General features: G+C 42.5%; 21 protein-coding genes and 1 tRNA gene. 12 read left to right on the top strand and 10 right to left on the bottom strand.

From position 1 onward, the window contains the following. Nucleotides 1–1654, bottom strand: a 1654-nt coding sequence (locus tag ACIQ6T_RS09525) for a nitrilase-related carbon-nitrogen hydrolase (RefSeq protein WP_395785799.1), incomplete at its 3' end; no start/stop codon positions are given. Between the two features lies 1 nt (nt 1655). Then, complete coding sequence (locus ACIQ6T_RS09520; RefSeq protein WP_395785797.1) at nt 1656–1955, bottom strand: hypothetical protein; 300 nt, start codon at nt 1953–1955, stop codon at nt 1656–1658. A gap of 98 nt (nt 1956–2053) precedes the next feature. Here ACIQ6T_RS09520 and ACIQ6T_RS09515 point away from each other — a divergent pair, with 98 nt between their 5' ends. Next, nucleotides 2054–2701, top strand: coding sequence for a 7-carboxy-7-deazaguanine synthase QueE (locus tag ACIQ6T_RS09515; RefSeq protein WP_395785795.1), 648 nt, complete (start codon nt 2054–2056; stop codon nt 2699–2701). 3 nt (nt 2702–2704) lie between these two features. Further along, nucleotides 2705–3901 (top strand): OmpA family protein, encoded by a 1197-nt coding sequence (locus ACIQ6T_RS09510; protein ID WP_395785793.1) that lies wholly within the window; start codon nt 2705–2707, stop codon nt 3899–3901. Here the strand turns inward: ACIQ6T_RS09510 and ACIQ6T_RS09505 are convergent. Both ACIQ6T_RS09505 and ACIQ6T_RS09500 read right to left on the bottom strand, forming a co-directional pair. Continuing rightward, complete coding sequence (locus tag ACIQ6T_RS09505) at nt 3898–4386, bottom strand: septal ring lytic transglycosylase RlpA family protein (RefSeq protein WP_395785791.1); 489 nt, start codon at nt 4384–4386, stop codon at nt 3898–3900. The genes ACIQ6T_RS09510 and ACIQ6T_RS09505 overlap by 4 nt on opposite strands. 84 nt (nt 4387–4470) lie before the next feature. Continuing rightward, the gene (locus ACIQ6T_RS09500) at nt 4471–5733 is read right to left on the bottom strand and encodes a citrate synthase (protein WP_395785789.1); all 1263 of its coding nucleotides are present in this window, start codon (nt 5731–5733) and stop codon (nt 4471–4473) included. A gap of 180 nt (nt 5734–5913) precedes the next feature. Between ACIQ6T_RS09500 and pepT the strand changes: the two genes are divergently transcribed. Continuing rightward, the gene (gene pepT, locus ACIQ6T_RS09495) at nt 5914–7173 is read left to right on the top strand and encodes a peptidase T (protein WP_395785787.1); all 1260 of its coding nucleotides are present in this window, start codon (nt 5914–5916) and stop codon (nt 7171–7173) included. 69 nt (nt 7174–7242) lie between these two features. Here pepT and guaA read toward each other — a convergent pair whose 3' ends face one another. Both guaA and ACIQ6T_RS09485 read right to left on the bottom strand, forming a co-directional pair. After that, nucleotides 7243–8766: a glutamine-hydrolyzing GMP synthase gene (gene guaA / locus ACIQ6T_RS09490; RefSeq protein ID WP_395785785.1), complete on the bottom strand. Its 1524-nt coding sequence runs from the start codon at nt 8764–8766 to the stop codon at nt 7243–7245. Nucleotides 8767–8825: 59 nt separating this feature from the next. Then, a complete protein-coding gene (locus ACIQ6T_RS09485) occupies nt 8826–9983 on the bottom strand; it encodes an exo-beta-N-acetylmuramidase NamZ domain-containing protein (protein ID WP_395785783.1) in 1158 nt (385 codons plus the stop codon). Between the two features lie 67 nt (nt 9984–10050). Between ACIQ6T_RS09485 and ACIQ6T_RS09480 the strand changes: the two genes are divergently transcribed. Next, complete coding sequence (locus ACIQ6T_RS09480) at nt 10051–11259, top strand: ABC transporter permease (protein WP_395785781.1); 1209 nt, start codon at nt 10051–10053, stop codon at nt 11257–11259. A 1-nt stretch (nt 11260) separates the two neighbouring features. Next, entirely contained in the window at nt 11261–13108 is a 1848-nt protein-coding gene (locus tag ACIQ6T_RS09475) for a peptidase M61 (RefSeq protein WP_395785779.1), read from the top strand. On the opposite strand, the gene ACIQ6T_RS09470 is transcribed toward ACIQ6T_RS09475, so the two are convergent. After that, nucleotides 13098–14357 (bottom strand): cation:dicarboxylate symporter family transporter, encoded by a 1260-nt coding sequence (locus ACIQ6T_RS09470; RefSeq protein WP_395785777.1) that lies wholly within the window; start codon nt 14355–14357, stop codon nt 13098–13100. The genes ACIQ6T_RS09475 and ACIQ6T_RS09470 overlap by 11 nt on opposite strands. A gap of 116 nt (nt 14358–14473) precedes the next feature. Here ACIQ6T_RS09470 and trxB point away from each other — a divergent pair, with 116 nt between their 5' ends. From trxB to bshB1, 3 genes are read left to right on the top strand one after another with little or no spacing between them, the layout of a single operon-like run. Beyond that, a complete protein-coding gene (gene trxB, locus ACIQ6T_RS09465; protein ID WP_395785775.1) occupies nt 14474–15412 on the top strand; it encodes a thioredoxin-disulfide reductase in 939 nt (312 codons plus the stop codon). Nucleotides 15413–15421: 9 nt separating this feature from the next. Then, nucleotides 15422–16534 (top strand): peptidoglycan DD-metalloendopeptidase family protein, encoded by a 1113-nt coding sequence (locus ACIQ6T_RS09460; RefSeq protein ID WP_395785773.1) that lies wholly within the window; start codon nt 15422–15424, stop codon nt 16532–16534. Nucleotides 16535–16547: 13 nt separating this feature from the next. After that, on the top strand, nt 16548–17264 hold the full coding sequence (gene bshB1 / locus ACIQ6T_RS09455; protein ID WP_395785771.1) for a bacillithiol biosynthesis deacetylase BshB1: 717 nt from the start codon (nt 16548–16550) through the stop codon (nt 17262–17264). On the opposite strand, the gene ACIQ6T_RS09450 is transcribed toward bshB1, so the two are convergent. Genes ACIQ6T_RS09450 through ACIQ6T_RS09440 form a run of 3 tightly spaced genes read right to left on the bottom strand, consistent with a single transcriptional unit; the run spans nt 17261 to nt 20777 of the window. Further along, nucleotides 17261–19102 (bottom strand): LTA synthase family protein, encoded by a 1842-nt coding sequence (locus ACIQ6T_RS09450; RefSeq protein WP_395785769.1) that lies wholly within the window; start codon nt 19100–19102, stop codon nt 17261–17263. The two genes, bshB1 and ACIQ6T_RS09450, sit on opposite strands and share 4 nt — an antisense overlap. Beyond that, nucleotides 19099–19965 carry a carbon-nitrogen hydrolase gene (locus tag ACIQ6T_RS09445; RefSeq protein WP_395785767.1) on the bottom strand — a complete coding sequence of 289 codons (867 nt, stop codon included), beginning with the start codon at nt 19963–19965 and terminating at the stop codon, nt 19099–19101. The genes ACIQ6T_RS09450 and ACIQ6T_RS09445 overlap by 4 nt, the downstream gene beginning before the upstream one ends. Continuing rightward, nucleotides 19962–20777 carry a glycosyltransferase family 9 protein gene (locus ACIQ6T_RS09440; protein ID WP_395785765.1) on the bottom strand — a complete coding sequence of 272 codons (816 nt, stop codon included), beginning with the start codon at nt 20775–20777 and terminating at the stop codon, nt 19962–19964. The genes ACIQ6T_RS09445 and ACIQ6T_RS09440 overlap by 4 nt, the downstream gene beginning before the upstream one ends. Nucleotides 20778–20873: 96 nt before the next feature. On the opposite strand from ACIQ6T_RS09440, the gene ACIQ6T_RS09435 reads away from it, so the two are divergent. The 4 genes from ACIQ6T_RS09435 (at nt 20874) to ACIQ6T_RS09420 (ending at nt 25834) form a co-directional block, all read left to right on the top strand. After that, on the top strand, nt 20874–22352 hold the full coding sequence (locus tag ACIQ6T_RS09435) for a glycine--tRNA ligase (protein WP_395785763.1): 1479 nt from the start codon (nt 20874–20876) through the stop codon (nt 22350–22352). Between the two features lie 19 nt (nt 22353–22371). Then, nucleotides 22372–24426: a DUF349 domain-containing protein gene (locus tag ACIQ6T_RS09430; RefSeq protein WP_395785761.1), complete on the top strand. Its 2055-nt coding sequence runs from the start codon at nt 22372–22374 to the stop codon at nt 24424–24426. Nucleotides 24427–24487: 61 nt separating this feature from the next. Beyond that, nucleotides 24488–24560: transfer RNA gene (locus ACIQ6T_RS09425), tRNA-Thr, on the top strand. A 287-nt stretch (nt 24561–24847) separates the two neighbouring features. Further along, complete coding sequence (locus tag ACIQ6T_RS09420; protein WP_395785759.1) at nt 24848–25834, top strand: phytanoyl-CoA dioxygenase family protein; 987 nt, start codon at nt 24848–24850, stop codon at nt 25832–25834. The last annotated feature ends 9 nt before the right edge of the window (nt 25835–25843 follow it).

Here is a 25843-nt window from a genome sequence, read left to right as displayed (position 1 = left end):
TTAGGATTGGATATGGCATCAAATCTTCTTCATCTACCTGCTTCGAATCCAAAGGCCGCAATTCCGCACTCGGCTCCAAGGCATTCACACCAGATAAACCTGAAACCTTCCAAGTGCTTTCTAAGCCAATTTCTTGCATCCATTTCAACCAAACGCGAATAAAACTTTTATCAATTCCTGCAATTGGCGAGATGGAACCCGACGTATCGCCGTCCATGGTGGCATAACCCACACTCGCTTCCGAACGATTTGATGTGGCTAAAAGGAGGGCATTATTAATATTGGCCAACATCCATGCACTCGGGGCACGAACACGTGCCTGCACATTTTGTAAGGTAATGTCATCCGTTTCCCAGCTCAATTCACGACCAATCGCCCCTTCGATGAGTTGGCGATACTCCGCCACCAAACCATCTATCTGAATTTCGGAATGATCCGAACCAATGCAATTAGCCAACGTTTGAGCTGAGGCACGCGTTTCACTGGAAGAATTGACTGTACCTTGATATAAAGTACGAATGAAACGCTTGACAAATGCTTTTGAATTTGGCATAGAATCCATCCATGGGATGTATGTCAAACGCTTTTTCATCTCTTCCCAACCAAGCTGCTGTTCGGCTAAATGAGATGCTAAATAACATAATGAAGCAATCGCGGATGAATCTGCGCCTCCTGAAAGTGAAATCACAAAACCATACGAATTAGATTTGCGCACATAATCCCACAAACCTAACGAAACCGCCCGCGCAAATTCTTCTTCCTTTATATATTCCGAAGATTCCCAGTTGGCCGCCACAAAACGCTGCGAAACACCCTGAGCCTCTTCCATTGCAGGCAATGAAATCATATCATCCCCTGCATCATTGACCGATTTTAATTCCACAGAGGCGTAAATCAGTTCATGATTGTTCAGGGAAAAACGATTGGTTTGACAGATGACTTCGCCTTGCTTTGCCACATAGGCATCGCCATCAAAAATCACACGACCAGATTCATTTCCCAATAAATTGGCAAAAACATAGACCCCATCAATAATTCGGGATCCTTCACGAGTTAGGTTTTGACGTACCTTCGATTTTCCAAATGAAAAATGTGAAGCCGTCGGATTAACTACCAATGAAACACCGCGTTTAGCTAGCGCATGTGCGGGTCGTTTATCGCCTTCCCAAGCATCCTGACAAATTTCAACACCCATCGTCCATGAACCTATACGGACACGGTAATCGCCAAAAGGTATGCCTTGCCACTGGGAGCGTTTTCCTACGGGCCAGGGGGTAAACCAACGAGGCTCATAATGGACACCATCATCAGCTAAATGCTGTTTGGGGATCAAAGCGACTACTTTCCCAGCTGTTATTCCAGCGACGACATTGTACAATTGACCTTCGTGGCGCATCGGTAAACCGACCCAAATGAACATGGACGTAGTTTCGGAGGCCAATTTATGGAGGTATTCAATCGCTTTGGTTTCTGTAAAGGGGGCTAAAAACTGATCCTCACAGCCATATCCCGTTAAACACATTTCAGGAAAACAAAGTACCTGCACGCCGGCTGATTCCGCTTCCGATAAAGCTGATTTAATTCGAAGGTAATTTCCTTCCCAGTCTAAAGGAGTCTGATTTAAAACGGCAGCCCCTACATTGACATGCGACATATTAACGTGGCTTGGCAGCTACTGGAGCTGGTTTTTTTCGTGCTAAAATTTTATACCAAGGTTTGATGGTCACAATCTCTTTCTGGCCATTAGCACCCACCCTGACGTGTTTATAACGCGGCGTCCACATCCAAGACATAGCCTCGCGTGGACGGTAATACCCTTCTCCATGCCGGTGTTCAACGCGCACCCGACAAGTTTCGCGGGGACAGCGGGCGGACCAACAAGCACTCAGCATCATAGCCGTAAAGACTACGAAAAGAACATTCCAATATGGACGTGTACGTGATGCTTTTGACATGAAAAAGATTAAAAAGAATTCTAAGCTAACGCTAGAACGAATCCTGATTAGTTAAATTACAAATCAACCCGTATTTTTACTGGGAATTTCAGGTCAATATGCAATCCAAAATCAAAGATATAAAAACAGGCGCAAAATTAGATGTTTTTGAATACCCTGTCATGGAATCTTTTTACACGATTCAAGGCGAGGGAAAATATCAAGGGCATGCCGCCTATTTTATTCGTTTGGGTGGCTGTGACGTCGGTTGTCACTGGTGCGATGTCAAAGAATCTTGGCCAGTAGACACACATCCCCGCAAATCAGTTGGCGAATTAGTCAATGAAGCACTGGCATTTCCAGGCCGGCTAGTCGTAATTACGGGCGGAGAGCCATTAATGCACGATTTAGGACCCTTAACTGAAGCACTTAAAGAAGCAGGATTTCAGACCAATATCGAAACTTCAGGAGTCTGTGAGGAAGTAACAGGCACTTGGGATTGGATTTGTTTCTCTCCGAAAAAATTCAAGGAACCTAATCCTGCCATTCTTCACCAGGTGAATGAATTAAAAGTGGTGATTTTTCATCCCTCAGATATGGCTTGGGCAACAGCTTGGGCAGATAAGATTCCATCAGAGGCGGCCTTATATTTACAACCCGAGTGGTCTAAACAAGAAACAATCAATCCATTGATTGTCGATTTTGTCAAATCAAATCCCCAATGGCGCATATCGGTTCAAACCCATAAGTTCCTACAAATCCCCTAAGGTATGTTGGCCTGGCTCATTCCCTTTGTCGCTTTTTGCATGCCGCTGGACAGCCTCCCCTCGCCTATTACGGAACTAAATTTACAGCGCACCCAATACTTTCCACATTTTAATGTAGTCAGTCAAAACCTCTACATGACCATTCGCAAAGCGGCTAAATCAGATGAAGAACTATTTGTAGCCCATTGGAATGGGCAGCATTTTGAAGCCCCAGTACCTCTAATCAATATTAATCGAGAGAATAATGAGGGAACACCGAGTGTTAGTCGGGATGGCAAATCACTTTATTTTTCAGCCTGCGAATACCCCAATAGTTTTGGTGGTTGTGATTTGTACGAAAGTCAATGGATCGGAGAAGCCTGGTCAAAGCCCAAAAACCTGGGTTTTTTAATCAACTCGCATGAATGGGAAGGGCAGCCACATATAAGTCCAGATGGAACAAAACTTTATTTTTCATCGGATAGAGTGGGTGGATTCGGGAAGCGGGATATTTGGGTAAGTGAAAAAGATGACCAAGGACGCTGGAATACACCCAAAAATTTAGGTAACCACATAAACTCAAACGAAGATGAACAAGGCCCTTACATAGTAGCCAATCATTCTGTATTCCTATTTTCAAGTAGTAAATCAAACGGAAAAGGTGGTCTTGATTATTACCAAACGAGATATCCACTCCGTTCAGACGAACACCCCGTAGCTCTTCACGTGTTAAATACATCGAGTCACGATGCGGGAATAAGCATAGGTCCTGAAGTAAATTCTTATTTCATTTCACGGAAGTCTTTAGTAACAGAACGCGAATTGGATATTGCACGCGTTTGGATTTCGCCTGAAACTTGGCTTAAAGCTAAAGTTAAACGGATTGAATTTGACTCGCTCAATTTTGAAGTCATTCAGTTTGCGAATAATGCTTGGAATTTAACCGAACCTATTCCTGATTGTTTAGCCAAATTAGCGACTTACCTACAGGAAAACCCATCGCAATCTATTGATATACAAGGGCATACGGATGACATCGGAAATGCATCCAGTAATCAAATATTATCTGAAAAACGGGCCTTAGCTGTCAAAATATATTTGATGAAATTAGGTATTTCGTCCGATCGAATTCAAACACAAGGAATGGGCAATACGGTTCCGAAGGAAAAACTAAACCGACAAATGAACCGCAGAATTGAAATACGGCTACGTTTGAATTAACGACGCACTTTTTTCTTTTTGCGCTTTTTACGCGAAGACTTCTTCTTTTTGGGAGCGATTGGATGTTCCGCTCGGCCAACGGAGTCGCGTTGGGCCCAAGAAATTTTCAATGAATCCGTTATTTCTTCTGGGGATAAAAGTCTCAATTCGACTTTAGAAATACCGAAAGGCACTAAACCCAGATCTTGAGCAGCACATTTAGATACATCGATCACACCACCACGTATAAATGGACCGCGATCATTCACGCGCACAACTACTTTTTTAGCTGTTTTAACTAAAGTTACCTCTACCCAAGATCCCATTGGATAGGATTTATGGGCAGCTGAATAAACGTATGGATGGTATTTTTCTCCTGAGTACGTGCGTCCTCCCCAATGTCTGATGTGGTAAAACGTACCTAAGCCTTTTTGGATTTGCGCGTTGCCCATGAAGGAGGCCAACAAGCATAATGCACTAAAAATGAACCTATTTTTTCGAATCATAGGGTGCAAAAATACTGGGAATTGAGGGATAAAACAAAAAGGCCCCTGCAAGCAAGGGCCTTTTTAACGTTATTTAAGAACTAATTAGCGCTGTGACATCGGTACAAATGCACGTGGAGTTGCTCCTACATAAATTTGTCTTGGTCGGCCAATCGGCTCCTTATTTGTCATCATTTCTTTGTGTTGTGCAATCCAACCCGGCAAACGACCGATCGCGAAAAGAATCGTAAACATGTTTGTTGGTATATGTAACGCACGGTAAATAATACCTGAATAGAAATCCACATTCGGATACAACTTACGAGCTACGAAATAATCATCGCTCAACGCAGCAGCTTCTAATTCTTGCGCGATAGTTAAAACTGGATCTTTCACACCCAAAGCAGTCAATACATCATCTGCAGCTACTTTAATAATACGTGCACGTGGATCAAAGTTCTTGTAAACCCGGTGACCAAAACCCATTAAGCGGAAACCTGAGTTTTTATCTTTTGCTTTTTCAACAAATTTTTGTGTGTCGCCACCGGCTTGCTTAATTTCTTCTAGCATTTCGATAACGGCTTGATTGGCACCACCATGCAGCGGACCAAATAAAGCTTGAATACCTCCTGAGATAGAAGAGAAAACACTTGCATGAGATGAGCCAATTAGGCGAACTGTGGAGGTAGAACAATTTTGTTCATGATCCGCATGCAAAATCAACAACTTATTAAGCGCTTTTGAAACAATTGGATCTACTTGATATGCTTCGCCTGGTTTAGCAAACATCATTTTCAAGAAGTTTGAGCAGTAATCCAACGATTGATCTGGCGCGACAATCGGTTCTCCAATTGATTTTTTATAATTCCAAGCAGCGAATATTGGCAAAGCAGCTAATAAACGTAGGATATTTTCCGCTGATTCATTGCTAGCATATTGGCCTTCCATTAAACCTACAAGAGCAGATAACTCGCTCATTGGATGTGTATAAGAAGGAATTGCCTCCGCAATTTTCAATAAAGCTTGATTGCAAACTGAATATTTTTTGATGGATTCCTCGAACGCATTAAGCTGCGCTTGTGTAGGTAATTCGCCGTTTAGTAATAAATAAGCTACTTCTAGAAAACTAGCTTGATCAGCTAATTCCTCAATACTGTAACCACAATGTCTAAGAATTCCTTCTTCACCATCTAAAAATGTAATAGCACTCTTGGTTGCACCCGTGTTTTTATAGCCTGGATCGTAGGTAACATAACCCGTCAAATCACGTAACTTGCCAATATCGATGGCTTTCTCGTGTTCACTTCCCTCCAAAGTGGGAAAATCAAAACTTTTACCATCTACTTGAATAACTGCATTTTGAGACATAATCTTAAAAATATAATGATAACAGAGTTACGAGTCAGGAAACAGATTGGAACAGTTTCTCAAATTCAAAGGCCTAAGATAATACGATAATTTGAAAGGTTAATTACCTTTATAAATCCTATTAAAATTAATTCTTTTAACACAATTTTTTCTTCTAATATTTCAAATAAATTGAATTTTATGAGTGCTATATCTGATTTATTCAAAAAATACACCTTCACATCGACCGAACGATTTCTTCGCTATGTGCAAATTGATACCCAATCAGATCCGCGTTCCCTGCAGAGCCCTTCGACCGAAAAACAGAAGAATTTAGGAACGATTTTAATAGCTGAACTCAAAGAATTAGGACTAGCAAACGCAGAACTTGACCATTACGGTTATGTCTACACGTTTTTACCTAGCAACGTCTCGCATGAAACACCTACGATTTGTTTTTGTGCGCACATGGATACCTCACCAGATTGTTCGGGAGCAGATGTAAAACCGATCGTGCATGCCAACTACCAAGGACAGGATCTCGTGTTACCCGATGACACCAGCGTTATTATTCGGGCTTCCGAGCATCCCGATTTAGTAGAACAATATGGAAATGATATCATTACAGCTAGTGGCAAAACACTTTTAGGGGCAGATAATAAAGCTGGGGTAGCCGAAATTATGGATGCACTTGCCTTTTGGGTGGCCCATCCCGAAGTACCCCATGGTCCTATTTCTATCGTTTTCACCCCCGATGAGGAGGTTGGCCGCGGCACAGACCACATCGACCTTTCCAAAATCAACGCCACCTACGGGTATACGCTGGACGGTGAAAAGCGAGGACACTTAGAAAATGAGACTTTTTCAGCCGATGGATTTAGCGTCTACATTCAAGGCATCTCCCAACATCCTGGTTTTGCCAAAGGCCGCATGGAAAGTGCCTTGAAAATTGCCGCAGAAATTATCGCTGCTTTACCGAAAGACACATTGAGCCCAGAAACGACCGAAGGCAAACAAGGATTTATTCACCCGACGGATATTCAAGGTTCCGTGGAGGAAGCGCGCATAGATTTTATTTTACGGGATTTTGACACAGCTAAATTGGCCGAATATGGGGAATTAATTCAATCTATCAGCCAAAAGGTCTTAGCTAACTACCCGAATGCTTCAGCTACTTTCGAGCAAAATGAACAATACCGAAACATGTATGAGATCTTGAAAGATCATCCGCAGTGCATGGAATATGTGATGGAAGCGATGAAATTAGCGGGATTGAAACCTGAAACCTGTTCGATTCGCGGAGGTACTGATGGTTCGCGTTTGACATTTATGGGACTTCCCTGCCCGAATATCTTTGCCGGTGAACATGCCTTCCACAGTAAGCAGGAATGGGTTTCCGTGCAGGATATGCAAAAAGCGACGGAGACCATTATATATTTGGCTAGCATATATGCTAGATAAATAATGTAGAGACGCGATACTTCACGTCCAATAAAATGGGTGCACCTCAAGTATCGCGTCTCTACATGCTTACTCCCACTCAATCGTTGCCGGTGGTTTCGAAGAAATATCATAGACCACGCGATTTACACCTTTGACCTTATTGATAATTTCATTGGAAATACGTCCTAAGAACTCGTAAGGCAAATGACACCAGTCGGCAGTCATCCCATCCACACTACTCACCGCACGAAGGGCAACTACCTGCTCATACGTACGCTCATCACCCATAACACCGACCGATTGAATAGGCAATAGAATTGCTCCTGCCTGCCAAACCTGATCATATAAACCATCTTCCTTCAAGCCATTGATAAAGATGGCATCCACTTTTTGCAAGATCTCCACTTTCTCTGGCGTAATATCACCCAAAATACGAATTCCCAAACCCGGTCCCGGAAATGGATGACGTCCTAATATATCTTTAGGGACACCCAACGTCTTACCTACTAAACGTACCTCATCTTTAAACAAGGCTTCTAAGGGCTCCACGACTTTCAATTTCATGAAGTCTGGCAAGCCGCCTACGTTATGGTGCGATTTGATGGTCGCACTTGGTCCTTTTAATGACACCGACTCAATTTTATCGGGGTAAATCGTACCCTGACCTAACCAAGCCACACCTTCAATTAGATGCGCCTCGTGATCAAAAACCTCAATAAATGTTTTGCCAATAGCCTTCCGCTTATCTTCAGGATCCTTCAATCCCTTCAAGGCATCGTAAAACAATTGCTTGCTATTGACGCCTTTGACATTTAAACCTAGCTCCGTATATGATTCTAATACTTGCTCAAATTCATCCTTGCGCAACAATCCATTATCCACGAATATGCAGTATAAATTCTTACCAATCGCCCGATGCAATAACACCGCAGCAACTGAACTATCTACCCCACCGGATAGACCCAACACCACTTTATCGTTACCTAATTTAGCTTTCAATTCCGCCACCGTACGATCCACAAATGAATCCGACGTCCATGTTTGCGCACATCCACAAATGTTGACCACAAAGTTTTTGATCAACGCACCACCCTCCAAGGAATGTGTTACTTCCGGATGGAATTGAATCGCGTAAATCGGCTTGTCCACATGTGCGAATGCCGCCACACGTACCGACTCCGTCGAACCAATCACCTCATATTGCGCTGGCAATTCCATAATCGTATCACCATGCGACATCCAAACTTGCGAATTTGAAGATAACCCTGCCAACAATGGACTCGATTTTACCGTTGTCATATGTGCACGCCCATACTCCCGGTGATCAGACGCCTCCACAGAGCCTCCACCTAAATAGGCAAGTAGCTGCGCACCATAGCAAATTCCTAAAATAGGCCGATTACCAAATTGCTCTAAATTCACCCGCGGAGAATCCGCCTCACGTACCGAACATGGACTACCCGATAAGATGATGCCTTTGACAGAATCGTCCAACTCAGGAATGTGATTAAATGGATGAATTTCGCAATATACTTGAGTCTCACGGATACGACGCGCAATCAATTGCGTCACCTGAGAACCAAAGTCAAGAATGATAATTTTTTCCGCCATAAAGCTTTTTGCTTAAAAATAAACGGCAAAGGTCGCAATTTATGAGGAAAAACAGGCTATCAATCGCGATAAATTAAATAGCGTTTACGCATTTTTTTATAGGCCTCCAATGCCGGTTGCCACGAGGCCCGAATTTCAGATTCTGATTTTCCAGCCAGCATCTGTAAACGTATCGAATCCGTTCCTGCTAATTTATCAAAAAAAGAAGCCGAAGTAAAAAAGGATTCCTTACTACCAGTCGCCTGAAAGAAATGAATCAAGTATTTCAATGAGAAACCAAGTTCCCTGGTATTAACCCCGCGTAAATCAAGGCCATAACACAATTGATCCTTCAAAGGAGGGTCCATCGCCCCAGGCGTAGGAACCGGTGTAAACGTATACGAGCCTGCCACCGGATTGGGTGTCCCCAGTACTTGAAATTGCGTCAAGGTGCCACGACCCACACTGACGATGGTAGGCTCCAACAAACAAAGTGAAGGATATAAACCGATAGACTGATCATTCGGTAAATTTGGAGATGGTGCAATCGTAAGCGGAACTGCATTCCGATGTTTGTAAGACCGACAAGCAATCACTTGGACATCACAGGTGAGGCCGTTGGCCAGCCAACCCTCTCCATTAATCATGCCCGCAAACTCCCCCATCGTTAAACCGTGCACGACGGGAATGGGATTTAGGCCAACAAACGAAGCAAATTTGCGATCTAAAACCGGACCGTCCACATAATGACCATTTGGATTTGCCCGATCTAAAATCAATAATTTTACCTTATTCTCTGCACAAGCCTCCATGACATAAAACAAGGTTGAGCTATACGTATAGAACCGAGCACCTACATCTTGAATATCGAAAACCACCACATCTAAACCCTGCAAATCTTCTGGAGTAGGCTTTTTATGCTTTCCGTATAAGGAAATCAAGGGTAAGCCCGTTTGGCGATCGACCTCATTATCAATATGCGCACCGGCATCCGCTGTTCCCCGAAATCCGTGCTCAGGTGCGAAGACACGCTTGACTGAAATACCCGCCCGCAAAAGGCTGTCGGCCAAATGCGTCGATCCAATCACCGACGTATGGTTGACCACGAGGCCCACCGACTTCCCTTTAAGTAATGAAAAATAACGATTTGTTTGATATGCCCCGGGAATCGCTTGCGCGAAAATCCCTTGCATTGCCATCAAAAACAATACTGCTATTAACTTGTAGTTTCGAGCCATTCCCATTTTCTTTGCGCTTCGGATTAGAAGGTTCAAATATCCGATAATTTTTATAAAAATAATAGCCGTGAATTTCCCCCTGTTCGTTGCCCGTCGCATTCGAAATACCCACGAGACTTCATTCTCTAAGACGGTTACGTATGTGGGCATTGGCACCATTGCCTTGGGAACTTGCATTATTTTAGTGGCCTTTTCTATCCTTTTTGGCTTTAAAAATGCCATCATACAAAAGATTACGAATTTCTCTGGCGACCTGCGCATTAGCCAAATTTCCGGAAATCACTCACTTTCCGAATCCCCCATGCAACGAAACGAAGCCTGGGAAAAAACAATCCGCAACCATCCGTACGTCGACCATCTCCAAGCGCACGTCCAAAAACCAGGTATCCTCGTGGGCGAAAAAGGACTCGCGGGTGTCGTGATTAAAGGAATCGGTGCAGATATGCCTTTGGCACAAGTAAATCAAAATATCATTGCCGGAAGCGGGCAAATGAAAAAGGGCCAAAGCGTCATATTGAGTCAGGAATTAGCCCAACAATTAAAAGTGCGGGTGAATGGATCGCTGATACTATATTTCCTCAACCAGCCGAACAGACCTCGAAAAGTACAGGTACAAGGGATATATGAAACTGGACTCGAGGAATTAGATAAGCTTTTTGTACTAGCTGATCGCGCTTGGGTACAAAAAATGAATGGGTATACCGCTGATTCTATTGGAACTTATGAAATCTATTTGAAGCAACCGGTAGACCTAAACATCGCCGCGAACCGATTGACAAAAACGCTCGATCCTACGTGGAAACTAGAAACCAAAGTAGAACTTTTCCCAGCCTTATTTGATTGGATGCAAATGCTCGATCGCAACATTGTCATTTTCATCTCGCTATTGCTCATTGTCGCTTGCTTCAACCTTATTGCCACCTTGTGGGTATTAATCATGGAACGTATCCCCATGGTGGGTTTACTGAAGGCAATTGGCAGTTCAGCGTCACAGATTCGTAGCATTTTCTGGTGGAACGGTTTCTTTATCCTGTTGAGAGGATTGCTACTGGGTAATATCATCGCCATGGGTTTTTGTTGGCTTCAAGCCACCTACCACCTCATTCCGCTTGACCCACTAAATTATTACATGAATTCAGTACCGATTTATTGGGACTGGTTGACGTGGGTTTGGGTTAACTTGAGCACCTGTGCTTTAGTTAGTCTCATCATTTACATTCCGACACACTTTATTACAAAAATCGATCCACAGACCGCGATCAACTATAAAAACTAATATGCAGAAATTCATACTCGCTTGTCTCCTTTGCATGGGAACCACCGTTTTTGGTCAAGGGTTCAACGTCCAAATCAATCTAAAAGACGTAACTGAAGACCGGTTGAAAATCCAAATGAATTTCCCGCCGCAAAAACAAAAAAGCATTCAGGTTAACTTCCCAAAGATTGTGCCGGGAACGTATGCCAATTATGATTATGGGCGTTATATAGTCAATTTTCAGGCATTCGACCAACAAGGAAAATCACTTCCGGTAACGAAGAAAAATGTCAATCAATACCAGATTTCAGATGCGACTAAATTAGCCTATGTACGTTATGAGGCGAATGATACCTGGGATAGTCCCGAAGTGAAAGGCGAATATATCTTCGAACCAGCAGGTAGTAACTTTCAAAAAGACACCTTGTTTGCGTTGAATACACATACCATTTTGGGCTATGTGAGCGGTCAGGAAAAACAACGCATTAAATTACAAATAGAAAAACCGAGCCATTTAGTGGGCGTCAGCTCCCTAAAGAATACCACCCAAGGTGATGTGGATACCTATTTAGCAGCATCCTACCAAGAATTAGTGGATTCCCCAATCATGTATTCACCAGCGGATACCGCCAAAATAATGATGGGCGAAACAGAAATTATCATCTCCCTGTATTCTCCTAATAATACATTGAGCGCCAAACAAGTCGCTGCGAAAGTTGAACCACTGCTCGATGCCCAACGGAAATACCTGGGCGGAAAGTTGCCCGTCAAGCGGTATGCTTTTTTAGTAGTGCTCTCAGACAATCTGAAAGGCGGAAGCTACGGAGCACTCGAACACGCGCAATCCTCGTTCTATTACCTACCTGAAGGAAACGCAGACCAACTCAGCCAAACTATTCGTGATGTCTGCGCACACGAGTTTTTTCATATTGTAACGCCTCTATCGATTCACTCGGAGGAAATCGGATCCTTTGATTTTAATGAACCTAAGATGTCCCAGCACTTGTGGTTATACGAAGGCTTGACGGAATATGCAGCACACCACATGCAAGCAAAATACGAGCTGACCACGTGGAATGATTTCTTTAAGACCATTCAAGAGAAAAAAGAAACAATGGATATGCAATATGATGCGAAGGTTCCATTTACGGTGATGAGCCAACAAGTCTTAGGGAAGCACAAAGAACAATATGGGAATGTGTACCAAAAAGGCGCGTTGATTGGTTGGGGATTGGATTTGTTCTTGCGCCAACAGTCTAACGGAGCCTATGGAACGCAACAAATGATGACTGAACTGGCTAAGACGTACGGACCGAATAAATCATTCAAGGATGATGAATTGTTTGAGGCTTTGGTGCGCATGACGAAAATGCCAGCTTTGCGTGATTTCTTTAAACAATATGTAGCGGGCAATGAAGCCTTGCCGATCGACGCATGGTTGCAGCATATCGGCTATACGTGGGACACCACGCAAAAAGAAGAAATTAAATCCCCTGGTTTTGATCCGCAGGGCTTAGCCATCAAGATGGAAACGAAGCGCGCGTATGTGGAAAGTAAATCCGCGATTAATGCGCAGGGTGAAGCGCTCGGCTTACAAGTTAAAGATGAATTTATCAGCTTAAATGGCTTACCGATCGACATGGAGAACTTCGGCAAAAACATGAAGAAGATCTTACAAATCATCCAACGAGGCGACATGTTTACGTTAGAGGTAGCTCGTCCAAATGAATCGGGGGGATACACCTCTGTCACGCTAAAGGCACCTTTTACACCTATTTCACAGGTAAGCAAGTCGGCAATTCGTCCTTTACTATACCCGACGCCTGAACAATTGAAACTTCGTGCGGATTGGATGCGGGCTAATCCGTAACCGGTGGATTAAATTCCCCTTCGTGTTTCGCTAACCAAACCGTTGCCACGCCATTGCCAATAAAGTTAGTGATCGCACGCGCCTCCGACATAAAGCGATCTACGCCTAAGAGCAATGCTAAGCCTTCCAATGGGATAACCTGCAATGCCGTCAGCGTAGATGCCAAAACGACAAATCCACTCCCAGTCACACCAGCGGCACCTTTGGAGGTTACCATCAGTACCCCGATGATTGTCAGTAATTGCTCCCAATTCAATTGGATTCCATACACTTGGGCTAGAAATAAAGTGGCCATGGACAAGTAAATACTGGTACCGTCTAGGTTAAAAGAATAACCTGCAGGGACTACAAGACCTACAACGGATTTAGAACAGCCCATTTTCTCCAACTTCAACATGAGTGAAGGTAAAGCTGCTTCTGAAGATGAGGTTCCTAAAACGATCAATAACTCTTCTTTGATGTAGCTTAAGAATTTACCTATGCGCTCGCCGCAATTACGCATGATTAAACCAAGGACCACAAAAATGAAAATGGCCATGGTAGCATAAACAGAAACCATCAGTTTCGCGAGGGGCAATAACGAGTGAATACCAAATTTACCAATCGTATACGCCATACCGCCTAAAGCTCCCAAAGGGGCCAAATACATGATCGCATGCAAGGCTTTAAATACCCAGTCCGATGCTTGATGCATTCCTGAAACCATTTTGGCTTTACCGCGAACAAAATTCAGGAACGTACCAAAAAATAAAGAGAAGCCTAAAACTTGAATGGTGAAATTTTCTTTTAGAAATAAGATCCAACTGAACGAAGCGGCCTTCGAGGTGTATTTAGAAATATCGCCACCAGCAACATCGCCCCGAATAACGCCCTCACCTGGAGTTAATATATTTGAAACGAGTAAACCGATTAATAAGGCAACTGTGGTAACTACCTCAAAATACAATAATGCCTTTCCGCCTACCCGGCCGACCTTCTTTAAATTTCCCATATTCACGATTCCTAAACTGATCGTCAGAAAGATGATGGGATGAATAAATAATTTAACAAGACTGATAAAAATACCACTAAAAACTTCGCTCAGCGTGGGGCCAAAAGCTAAATCGGCACCCAATAAGCTATAGCTTATTTTGCTTTCAAAAACAGGGTATAAAGCGATGGAAGGTGCAAAATGGCCGACAAGCACGCCAATCAAGATTGATAAAAGCACCCAAAAGGTAAGGTTGTGTGTAATATTCTTTGATTTCATTCGTTGGTAAAGAGGTTGAAACAAATGTAAGGAACTAAACTGAAATTTTCATCGTTTGGCATTCTGCACTTATTTGCCGAATTTTGTCGGCTCATTTCAACGAATTTTTATCAGCTATGGCTTCTTCAATTAAATGCTTAATTATTGGTTCTGGACCTGCGGGATATACGGCCGCAATTTACGCGTCACGTGCTGGATTAAATCCTGTTATGTACATGGGAGGACAGCCAGGTGGTCAGTTAACGACGACAACGGAAGTTGACAATTTTCCAGGCTATCCGCAAGGTGTAGATGGGCCAACCATGATGGTTGATTTAGAGACTCAAGCGAAGCGTTTTGGAACGGATGTACGTTTTGGTATGGCAACGAAAGTTGATTTTTCAAGCCAACCGAAGAAAGTTTGGATCGATGAAAGCACTGAAATTTTAGCTGATTCAGTTATTATTGCCACGGGAGCATCGGCTAAATGGCTTGGACTTGAGGGGGAAACAACGTACAATGGTTTAGGTGTTTCGGCTTGTGCTGTTTGTGATGGATTTTTCTACCGGAATCAAACCGTTGCGGTTGTTGGCGCCGGTGACACCGCAGCTGAAGAGGCAAGTTACCTAGCTAATTTATGTACCCAAGTGCACCTGATTGTTCGTCGGGACGAAATGCGTGCATCTTTAATCATGCAGGAGCGGGTAAAAAAGAATCCGAAAATCACGATTCATTGGAATTCAGAAACAGAAGAAATTTTAGGTGATGCCAATGGCGTGACGGGCATTCGCATTAAAAATAATGTAAGCCAAGCGACTGAGGAAATTGCGTTAACTGGATTTTTTGTGGCGATTGGCCACCAACCGAATACCAGCATCTTTAAAGGCCAATTGGACATGGATGCTCAAGAATACCTAATCACAGAAAAAGGTACAAGTAAGACAAACATCCCAGGCGTTTTCGCGTGTGGGGATGTGCAGGATTCGATGTACCGACAAGCCGTTACGGCGGCAGGAAGTGGCTGCATGGCTGCTTTAGACGCGGAAAGATGGTTGGCCGCTAGCAATTTACATTAATACGATTTCATGAGTATCAAAAAACTAGTTTGGGGATTAGTGCTTGTCTTTGTGACCTTGAGTACGTATGCCCAAGAAAAAAAGTTATTTAAGAAGAATACGAAGATTGATTTCAAGTCGAATGCCAACTTGTATCAAAACAATTCCGCTAAAAAGAACGATTTAGACGAACTACCTCCTTTAACTTTTCGGACAGAGGGCGAAAGTACGGCGACGGCCATTCAGGGATCGGAGCTGCAGGAACGCAAATATGAACCGTTGAAAATCCTTAATCCGACGATTAGTAATTTCGATACCACCTCGATAGATGAGGGTGAGGCTTTGGTTGTGGAAATTGAGGAAGAAAATGCGCCGGTGGGATCGGAAGATTTCGTATCAGTGGCGTCCTATTATTCGATTTGGGATACCAAAAGTATTGATCCATACGATATCAACGCAAAGGATTTTGATGAGCCCGTTGATTTAGAATTATACAATTTACCTGCTGGCCGTAACTGGTCTCCACCTTTAGCCTCAATAAAACAAACAAGTCCATTTGGACCGCGCTGGGGCCGTTTACATGCCGGAGTGGATTTAGATTTAGAGACAGGTTACCCGGTTTATTCAGCGTTTGATGGAATTGTTCGTGTGGCTAGTGTGGACTGGGGTGGATACGGTAAATTTATGGTGGTTCGTCACTATAATGGATTAGAAACACTTTATGGACACCTTTCCAAGCAAAATCTAGAACCAGGAACTTTCGTTAAGGCGGGAGATGAAATTGGTCTAGGTGGAAATACGGGTCGGAGTACAGGTTCTCACTTGCACTTTGAAACACGGTATGAGGGAAACCCCTTCAACCCAAATCAAGTTTATAATTTTGGGACGGGCGAACCATTGTCGGACCATTTATTAATCACAGCCCAAACATTTAATGCCCGTGCACTTTCCCTTCGTAATGAATATGGAAGCGTGGGTGACAAAATCAAAACCCGCCGGAAAGCTTGGGTTAAAGTTCGTTCAGGAGATTCATTGTATACCATCGCGCAACGTGCAGGTATATCGGTGAATAAATTAGCCAAATTAAACGGCCTGCGCCTATCCTCTACCATTCGAGCTGGCAGAAGACTTCGCATTCACTAAATCTTAACGACCGATGAAACTTGACATATTAGTGATGGCCGCGCATCCAGATGATGCAGAGTTAGCTTGCTCGGGAACGATTCGTAAGCATTTGGCCCTAGGCAAAAAAGTAGGTATCGTCGATTTTACACGTGGGGAATTAGGGACGCGCGGAACTCCGGAAATTCGGTTAGCTGAATCTTCAGCGGCGACGGAAATATTGGGTATTCAAGTACGTGAGAATATAGGTTTGGCGGATGGTTTTTTTGTGAATGATCAGGTGAGCCAACTGAAATTAATTGAAGTCATTCGGGCCTATAAGCCAGATATTGTATTAGCTAATGCATTGGAAGATAGGCACCCCGACCACGGAAAAGGGGCCCAATTGGCCATAGATGCTTGTTTTTTAAGTGGATTGCGTAAGATTGAAACGTCACAAAATGGCGAAAAACAAACAGAATGGCGCCCCAAGCAAGTCTTTCATTACATTCAGGACAGGTACTTGGAACCTGATTTTGTGATTGATATTACAGAACATTGGTCAATGAAAGAAGCGGCAATTCGCGCGTTTCGTAGCCAGTTTTTTGATCCTAATTCAAACGAACCAGCTTCCTATATTTCGAGTCCAGAATTCTTACACTTCATCGAAGCACGTGCCCGCGAAATGGGCCACAAGATTGGGGTGACCTATGGAGAAGGGTTTCAAACACAGAAGACAATCACCATTCAAGATTTAAGCATACTCGCTTAATAACTCAAGTATGTAGCAAATACTTTTTGCATGTACGCTTGACCAAAGGGCAATAAACGCGTACTTCCCTCCTGCTTGATCAGGCGCTTGCCTGCATTATCATAACTGGTAAACCCTTGTTTACTGATTACTCCGAAACCATTATCCCAGTCAAAGAATGCATATCCTCGATCTGGATGCGTGGCAAATAAATCTTGACTAAAGGCAAACCGACTGCCATCCAAGCCCAATTGGCCTAACACGGTTTTGGCGATATCCGTTTGGCTACCAAATACGGGTAGCTGTTTTCCACGAAATTCAGGTTTGATCACATCACCAAAAAGCACCAAAGGAATATGAAAGCGTTGTGATTCCGAAATCGCATATTTCTCCTTAGGCAAGCGGTGACCATGGTCAGCCACAATGACAAACAAAGTATTTTTAAACCAAGACTCTTTGCGTGCAGAACGGATAAAAGCACCCAAGGATTTATCGGTATAAAAGGCCGTGCTCCGAAAAAGATTCGGTAAATCGGTCCCTGGAAAGCGCGGAGTCTCCGGAATTTCAAATGGCTCATGATTCGAAAGCGTGAGCATTGTCGCAAAAAACGGCTGTTTTAATTGACTCAACTGCTTTTTAAATCGCTTAAAAACGACACCATCATGCGCACCCCATTTTGAATTCTGATCCTCGGGCGCGAACGCATGCTTATCGGTAGAATGATCAAACCCATGACTCAGCACATAGGGCTTAAACCCAAAAAACTCACTTTCACCCCCATACATGAAGGCAGTTTGATAGCCTTGTTCTTTAAATACTTGAGCGACTGAAGGTAATTTTTCCTGCTTATCCGTCTCGGAAATAATGCTTTTTGTTGCCTGGGCTGGAAATGCACTCATCACTGCAATTAAGCCCTTATCTGTTCGATCTCCCGAAGCATACAAATTCGTAAAAGATACACCCTGCTGCATCAATTGCCCTAATTCGGCACTTATTCCCGACTCACCCCCTAATGATGCTACGACATCAGCCGTGAAACTTTCCAAGATAATGAAGACAACATTGGGACGCTTATTGGTGAGTATTTCCGTTCGGGCCAGCGAATCTCCTGACTGATACATATGTAGTATCGAATCTACTTGAGAATCCGGTAAGTAATGAAATTCGCCTACATTTCCAGCTAAATTATTCGTCACATCTTGCGCCAAATTCCAGGAAGTATTCACTGCGGCATGGTTTAGGATAGGCTTGGAAGAAAAATACGCCATACTTTGACTGATAGGAGCTAATTGCCAGCCGCCTCGGACGCTCAAAAATGTTAGCCCTAAAACCAACAAACTGAGTACCGGACGTATGAACCACGGATGTAATTGAAAGGTAGGACGAATAAAGAATTTGATTAGCCAACCAAAAAACAGGACCTGAAAAAGTAATATCCCAACTGTCAGGCCGATACCCGTTTCCAAGCTCGAAATCGTCGATTCATACGGATAATTAAAAAATATTTTGAATACTTTATAGTTGACCTTCGCTCCCCACTCCTGGTAAATATTCAAATTTACGGCCCCAATAAGGGCAAATAGGCCAATAAAAAACCGTTGGTACGCAATCAAAAAACGTGGGGAAACAAGGGATTTACCAGCGACTATTTCCGCCACCCAGAGTAAAACAGGAATAATAAGCACATAACCCGTCATGGATGCATCGAGGCGCAAAGCTGATTGAAATATGGCAAATACCTCTGAGCTTCCATTTTCGGTTATGGTATCCCAAAATCGAATAACAAAGATGATACGTTCGACCAAAAAGAAGATTAGCCAAAAAGCGTACAAACGAGTGAGGCTAATTATATAATTCAATCGATGAAGCGTTTAGTGATATCTTGGTAGGAATCGATGCGACGATCACGCAGGAAAGGCCAGGTCTTGCGGTAGTATTCGCTTGACTCTACGTCCACGTCCACAATGGCAACTTCCTCCACGTCATGTGGCGCTTGGAAAATGATGCGTCCGCCGGCATTGGCGACAAAACTACCACCCCAAAATTGCTGCCCATTTTCAACGCCAACCCGGTTGACCGAGACAACAGGAACCCCATTCGCAATGGCATGCGAACGCTGAATGGTTTGCCAAGCTTGATATTGCTCGCGATTGATTTCGGAATTTTGCTCTTCCATGTCCCAACCAATCGCTGTCGGATACACGAGCACCTCCGCACCTTGCAAGGCGGTTAGTCGGGCTGCTTCTGGATACCATTGGTCCCAACAAATCAACACGCCGACTTTGGCATATTTTGTATTAAACACTTGGTAACCTAAATCGCCTGGTGTAAAGTAATATTTCTCGTAATAGCCAGGATCGTCTGGAATGTGCATTTTACGGTACTTACCTAGGTAAGACCCATCGGCATCAATCACCGCCGTCGTATTGTGAAATAAACCCGCGGCCCGTTTTTCAAACAACGAAGCGATAATTACGACATTCAATTCCTTCGCTAAACTGCCAAACATATCCGTGCTTGGACCTGGAATCGCTTCAGCCAAATCAAAAAACGCCGTATTTTCTTCGTAGCAGAAATACACCGAGCTGAACAATTCTTGTAAGCAGATTACCTGCGCACCGCGAGCTGCTGCATCGCGAATTGCTTGCACCGTTTTAGCTATATTCGTGGCTACATCGGTCGAGCAATTTAACTGAACTAAGGCAAAAGAAACCTTTTTCATAGCGTTTTTGAAGCGTGAATGATTGGGATCAAGTCAATGTCTTTCATACAATGAAAGTGATTTAAAGGACAATAGTTGCGAAGTTTCGGTTGGCATGGCCGACAACCCAGCCCTTTATTTTCTAAGATTGTAAGCGAATCGCTTGCAGGTAAAGTAGAGGTTGTTGGCCCAAAAATAGCAAACGTCTTTTTCCCCAATATTTGTGCGATTTCGAGCATGGGTGAATCGTGGGTAATAATGAATTCCGCACCGCGCATGATGGCAGCCATTTCCGAGTGTGAGTGGACCTTACAGAGGTTATGTACTTTTTCTGGGAATATTTTATTGAATCGATACCCCAGATTTTCATCCCAAGAATTACCAAGTAAAATGATTGACGTATCTAATTTATCAAGGAGACGAACGATGTTTGGGTAGTCCAATACTTGAGTTACAAACTCGCCTTCCAACGCATAAACGATATATTTTCCTGTAATTCCTTTGGAGGCTAGGTCAAATGCAGGGACCTCTTTGATAAAATCAACCGAGGCCATCTCGGTCCACGGCTTTGGCCAGGAGCCAATCGTCAATTTAGTCCATAGGGTGGTTGACGCCGGGCTTAAATCATAAATTTTATCAAACGAAATACCACGGGGTTTCTCGTTGTGAATCAATGCGCGATCTAATACAAGGCTAAAAACCTCAGGAAATTCAATGGAACAATAGACATGTATTTCAGCATCCGGATATGTGTCTTGCATGGCGCGAATTTTCCGAACGCTTTCAATGGCGTTTGATGAACCAGAAAAATGAAGACAAAGAATTTGCTGCATATAAAAAAATGAACTTGCAAAATTAAGAAAAATCTTTGCTAAGCCGCATACTTTCATTCTTTTCGGTAAATTGCGGACTAAATTTGAATGGATTACATGGAGCAGAAAAAACAGGATACCGCCTCAGCATTAAAAGATATTATTTCGCATGCCAAAGAATACGGTTTCGTATTCCCGTCTTCGGAAATTTATGATGGCTTGCAAGCTGTTTACGATTACGGTCAAAATGGTGTTGAATTAAAAAATAACCTTAAGAATGTTTGGTATAAGGCAATGACAATGTTGAATGACAACGTAGTTGGCCTAGACGCATCTATTTTCATGCATCCATTAACATGGAAGGCCTCTGGACACGTGGATTCTTTCAACGATCCGATGATTGACAACAAAGATTCGAAGAAGCGTTACCGTGCGGATACCTTGTTGGAGGAGCGTTCTGCTGCCCTAGAAGATGAAGGAAAAGCAGCTGAGGCAAAAGCCTTAATGCAGGCGATGGCGAAAGGATTGGATGCGGGAGATTTAGAGGCTGTTCGTCAGTTAATCATTGATCAAAACATTAAATGCCCAGTTTCGGGCACGGCGAATTGGACCGAAGTACGTCAGTTTAACTTGATGTTTTCGACCCAAGTGGGTGCCGTATCTGAAGATGCATCCTTAATTTATTTACGTCCAGAGACGGCGCAGGGTATTTTTGTTAATTTCTTGAATGTGCAGAAAACGGGCCGCATGAAGGTGCCGTTTGGTATTGCGCAAATCGGCAAAGCCTTCCGTAACGAGATTGTTGCACGAAATTTCATCTTCCGTATGCGTGAATTCGAACAAATGGAAATGCAATTTTTTGTACGTCCTGGTACGGAGATGGATTGGTACAACAAATGGAAAGAGACGCGGATGAAGTTTCACCAGGCGATCGGCTTACCGGCTGATTCCTTGAAATTCCATGATCATGATAAATTAGCGCATTATGCGAATGCGGCGGTAGATATTGAATATAAGTTTCCATTTGGGTTTAAGGAGATGGAGGGGATACATTCGCGCACCGACTTTGATTTAAAGGCACATCAAGAATTATCAAAGAAAAAGCAGCAATATTTTGACCCAGAAATAAATCAGAACTATATTCCGTACGTGGTTGAGACCTCGGTGGGAGCTGACCGTTTGTTTTTAGCGATTTTGTGCAATGCATATACTGATGAAACGACGGGTGAGGGTGAAAGTTTGAAACAACGCGTTTACTTAAATATTCATCCGGCTTTGGCGCCTACGAAAGTGGCAGTATTGCCTTTGGTGAAGAAAGATGGATTGGCGGAGAAAGCACAAGAAATTACGAATCAATTAAAATTTGCCTTTAATACAACCTACGACGATGGTGGAGCAATTGGCAAGCGCTATACCCGTCAAGATTTAATTGGGACGCCGTATTGCGTCGTAGTCGATTACCAAACGATGGAAGATCAAACGGTAACGGTGCGGGATCGCAATACCATGACCCAAGAGCGCATTTCTATCGCGGACCTAAAAGAAAAATTAGGTTATGCGGTATCGATGGAGCGTATTTTTGAAAAATTAGTTTAAAAACGCAAACAACGACAACATGACGACTGATCAAAATCCAGCTGAAGAGGAAAACGTACCCGTACCATCATCGGAGCCAACAGAAATACTTTCGAATGAAGTAGATGCGGCTGCACCAACAGAGACGGAAGAAATACTTTCCGTAGAAGTGCAGGAACCAGCTCCAGCGGAGACAGTTGAAATAATTTCCGAAGAAGTGCCCGATCCAGCTCCAGTGGAAACAGTTAAAGTACTTTCTGAAGAAGTGCAGGAACCAGCACCAGTGGAGATAGTTGAAATGATTTCGAAAGAAGTAGTAGCGCCTGCGCCCGTAAAAGAGGTGGAATATCCTCTATTTGATTTGGCGGTGGCTACGAAGGATAATTTCTTAACCTACTTTGGCAAGATCAAAGAAATCGCGTCGGCACATGCGCATGCAGCTACCTATAAAAAAGTAGATGAAATCACAAAAGAGGTCAAAGAGGCGTGGAACCAATTGAAGCAAGCTGAAAAGCAAGCAGCAATTGAAGCGTTTAAATCGGCCAATGAAGGTTCTGATGAAGGATTTGATTTCAAAGATGAGGCGATTCATGCGGTAGAACAAATTTTAGCTAGTCTTCGGACTGAGAAGCAAGCTTTTTTCCAAACCTTGGAAAAGGCCCGTGAAAAAGCATTAGAAGGCAAAACGCGTTTGATAAATGAATTAAGAACCCTAGTGGATGCGGATGATTATTCGGATCCGGCGCATGTAAATGCGAGTTTCAAAGCGTTTAAAAAGATACAAGAAGAGTGGAAAGGATTGGGTTCTGTCCAAGGGCCGATGAACCAGACACTTTGGCAATCCTACCATGCATTAGTTGACCGTTTTTATTCAAACCGTTCCATCTTTTATGAGCTGTTGGAATTAGATCGCAAGAAGAATTTACAGGCAAAAGAAATCATTGCTGCCAAATTGGAAAAATTAGCAGCTTCTGTAGCTGCTTCGACTAAAGTTCCTGCCCTATTGAAGGAAGCGGAGGAATTATTTAATGAGTATAAGCATATTGGACCAGCGCAGCGGGAGGAAAATGAAGCGATGTGGCAGCGGGTAAAGAAATCCTTGGATGTTTTATTTGAGCAAAAGCGTCAAATTAATGATGCCAATAAAGCTGTATTTGAGGAGAATTTGAAGATCAAAAAGGAGTTGGGGGATTTGATGCATACGTACGCGGCATTCCAGTCGGCGACGATCACCGAATGGAACCAAGCCTCCAAGGCGGTTTTAGCCATACAAGAACAGTGGGGGAAATTAAAGGGTGGTATGCCACGCGATGGAGGAAAGGATGTTAGTCATCAATTTTGGGCAGATTTAAAGTTGTTTTTCAAGCATAAGAGTGAGTTTTTCTCGAAGATTGATGCGGAGCGTAAGGCCAATTTGGCCGCGAAGCAATTGTTAATTGAGCAGGTGGAAGGTATTGTGGCGGTGGGAACGGATACGGCAGAAATCACCCAACAGGTAATTGAATTGCAGAAAAAGTGGAAAGATATTGGTCATGTTCCGGAGAAGCAGAAGGATAGTATTTATACCAAATTCAAAGCGGCTTGTGATGCATATTTCAACTTAAAGCGTTCTGCATCTAAGGGTGCAAAGGATGAAGAGTTTGAAGCAAATTTAGTTGCGAAGCAGGCAATATTGACGGAAATGGCGGCGATGTTGACCGATCCAAGTTCATTAGCGAAGTTGGGCACGATCAAGGCCAACTGGGATGCCATTGGGTTTGTACCGCGTAGAGATGTAAAAACGATTCAGGAGAGTTTCCGAAATTCATGGAATGCGTTAATTGATTTGGCTCGGACACAGCCGAAAGAGCAATTAGCGGCGTGGGGATTTGAATTGAAATCATTGAAAAATGAGTCGTCAAGTTCAGCTTCCGAAGGCTCTGCTCCATCGGCAGATAACCGCAAGAAGATTCAAACCTTGGAAAATGATATTGCGGTGTTAACCAATAACTTAGAGTTCTTTGCGAAGTCGAAAAATAGTGATAAGCTACGTGCTGACGTAGAAAAGAAAATTGAAGCGGCTGAAAAAGAATTGGAAAAACTGAAAAAAAGTTAAGATTTTTAGAAATCGATTTTGCGATTTAGGAGAATAATACTACTTTTGTATTCTCAAATGCGCCTCCTTAGCTCAGCTGGTAGAGCAACTGATTTGTAATCAGTAGGTCGTTGGTTCGATCCCGACAGGAGGCTCTTCTACCCTCGACAGAAATGTCGGGGGTTTTTTGTTGGCTATGAATTATTAATTTCAAAAGGAAACTAAACCAAGCATGAAATTTTATCAAACTTCATTACATGCATATTGTCTATAAACGATAAATCATAAAGGCTACTAATTTTATTTTAAAAATAATTTATATATTCTCTTTAGAAGTAAAATTTATTAAATTTCGAAAATTAAGCAGCAAAAATATCTTTAAAATATCTCCATATATATAATTTAAAAAAATCCCCCCCCCCAATTATAATCTCAAATCAAAATGAAAGTACTTGAAAACATTTCATGCAATTTACCTTGGATTGAATCACCGTTTTTTGAAAAGATACTCGAATCAAAACAACTTAGTGTTGAATATAAAGAAATAGCGAAATATTATAATGAAAATGGATACGCAGTTTTGAAAAATCACTTTACAGAGGAACAAGCGGATAGATTAGTAGTAGACATCTTCAACAAAGGTTTCAATGGTGATGGTAAAGAAATTGCTGTTGACGAAAATCGTATTCAAGATTTGTGGAAGGTATCGGAGATTTCAAAAGATATTGCTACTGATCAAAGGATTTTAGATTTGCTTAAAGTGCTATATGATAGAAATCCCATACCATTTCAAACATTAAACTTTAAAAAAGGAAGTACGCAAGCGGCTCACTCAGATTCTATTCATTTCTCAAGTTTTCCTGAAAAATATATGTGCGGCATTTGGGTTGCATTAGAGGATGTAGATGAAACCAATGGTCCACTTTTTTACTATCCTAAATCACACAAGTTACCTGAGATAAAATTCCAACATGTACGTAAAACATCTAGTTATGCTACTTGGAAAAATTATTCGGAATATGAGCGATATATGGAAGAATATGTAAAAGTAATCAATCCAAATAAATTCACATTTAAAGCAAAAAAAGGAGACGTATTAATTTGGTCGTCTAATGTGATACATGGTGGCAGCAAAATTATTGATGAGAATAGGACACGATTATCACAAGTAACTCATGTATTCTTTGAGAATTGTATTTATTATTCGCCACTTTATTCAAATCAAATTACAGGTGAATATGCAATAAAAAATAATCTAATTAATATGTTAGATGGCAAATCAGTTAATCAAAATTATAACGGGGAATCACTCGCATTTTCAAGGATAAGAAACAATAACTACTTGATTTTAAATTATTTTAAGTCCTTTAGTCGAATTATTAGTTTTACATTCTTACTTGTGCACCAATTAAGAAAACTATTAAAATAAATGCTAGAA

It is taken from the genome of Aquirufa sp., from assembly GCF_044377215.1.
Classification (GTDB): domain Bacteria; phylum Bacteroidota; class Bacteroidia; order Cytophagales; family Spirosomataceae; genus Aquirufa.
This window is presented reverse-complemented; position numbering and strand designations above follow the sequence as displayed.

Coding starts and splice junctions, on each gene's coding strand:
- bshB1 (WP_395785771.1), top strand. CDS start 16,548: ATGAAACTTGACATATTAGTGATGGCCGCGCATCCAGATGATGCAGAG.
- ACIQ6T_RS09485 (WP_395785783.1), bottom strand. CDS start 9,983: ATGGCTCGAAACTACAAGTTAATAGCAGTATTGTTTTTGATGGCAATG.
- ACIQ6T_RS09510 (WP_395785793.1), top strand. CDS start 2,705: ATGTTGGCCTGGCTCATTCCCTTTGTCGCTTTTTGCATGCCGCTGGAC.
- ACIQ6T_RS09470 (WP_395785777.1), bottom strand. CDS start 14,357: ATGAAATCAAAGAATATTACACACAACCTTACCTTTTGGGTGCTTTTA.
- trxB (WP_395785775.1), top strand. CDS start 14,474: ATGGCTTCTTCAATTAAATGCTTAATTATTGGTTCTGGACCTGCGGGA.
- ACIQ6T_RS09430 (WP_395785761.1), top strand. CDS start 22,372: ATGACGACTGATCAAAATCCAGCTGAAGAGGAAAACGTACCCGTACCA.
- ACIQ6T_RS09435 (WP_395785763.1), top strand. CDS start 20,874: ATGGAGCAGAAAAAACAGGATACCGCCTCAGCATTAAAAGATATTATT.
- ACIQ6T_RS09515 (WP_395785795.1), top strand. CDS start 2,054: ATGCAATCCAAAATCAAAGATATAAAAACAGGCGCAAAATTAGATGTT.
- ACIQ6T_RS09420 (WP_395785759.1), top strand. CDS start 24,848: ATGAAAGTACTTGAAAACATTTCATGCAATTTACCTTGGATTGAATCA.
- ACIQ6T_RS09500 (WP_395785789.1), bottom strand. CDS start 5,733: ATGTCTCAAAATGCAGTTATTCAAGTAGATGGTAAAAGTTTTGATTTT.
- ACIQ6T_RS09505 (WP_395785791.1), bottom strand. CDS start 4,386: ATGATTCGAAAAAATAGGTTCATTTTTAGTGCATTATGCTTGTTGGCC.
- ACIQ6T_RS09445 (WP_395785767.1), bottom strand. CDS start 19,965: ATGAAAAAGGTTTCTTTTGCCTTAGTTCAGTTAAATTGCTCGACCGAT.
- ACIQ6T_RS09520 (WP_395785797.1), bottom strand. CDS start 1,955: ATGTCAAAAGCATCACGTACACGTCCATATTGGAATGTTCTTTTCGTA.
- guaA (WP_395785785.1), bottom strand. CDS start 8,766: ATGGCGGAAAAAATTATCATTCTTGACTTTGGTTCTCAGGTGACGCAA.
- ACIQ6T_RS09460 (WP_395785773.1), top strand. CDS start 15,422: ATGAGTATCAAAAAACTAGTTTGGGGATTAGTGCTTGTCTTTGTGACC.
- ACIQ6T_RS09440 (WP_395785765.1), bottom strand. CDS start 20,777: ATGCAGCAAATTCTTTGTCTTCATTTTTCTGGTTCATCAAACGCCATT.
- pepT (WP_395785787.1), top strand. CDS start 5,914: ATGAGTGCTATATCTGATTTATTCAAAAAATACACCTTCACATCGACC.
- ACIQ6T_RS09475 (WP_395785779.1), top strand. CDS start 11,261: ATGCAGAAATTCATACTCGCTTGTCTCCTTTGCATGGGAACCACCGTT.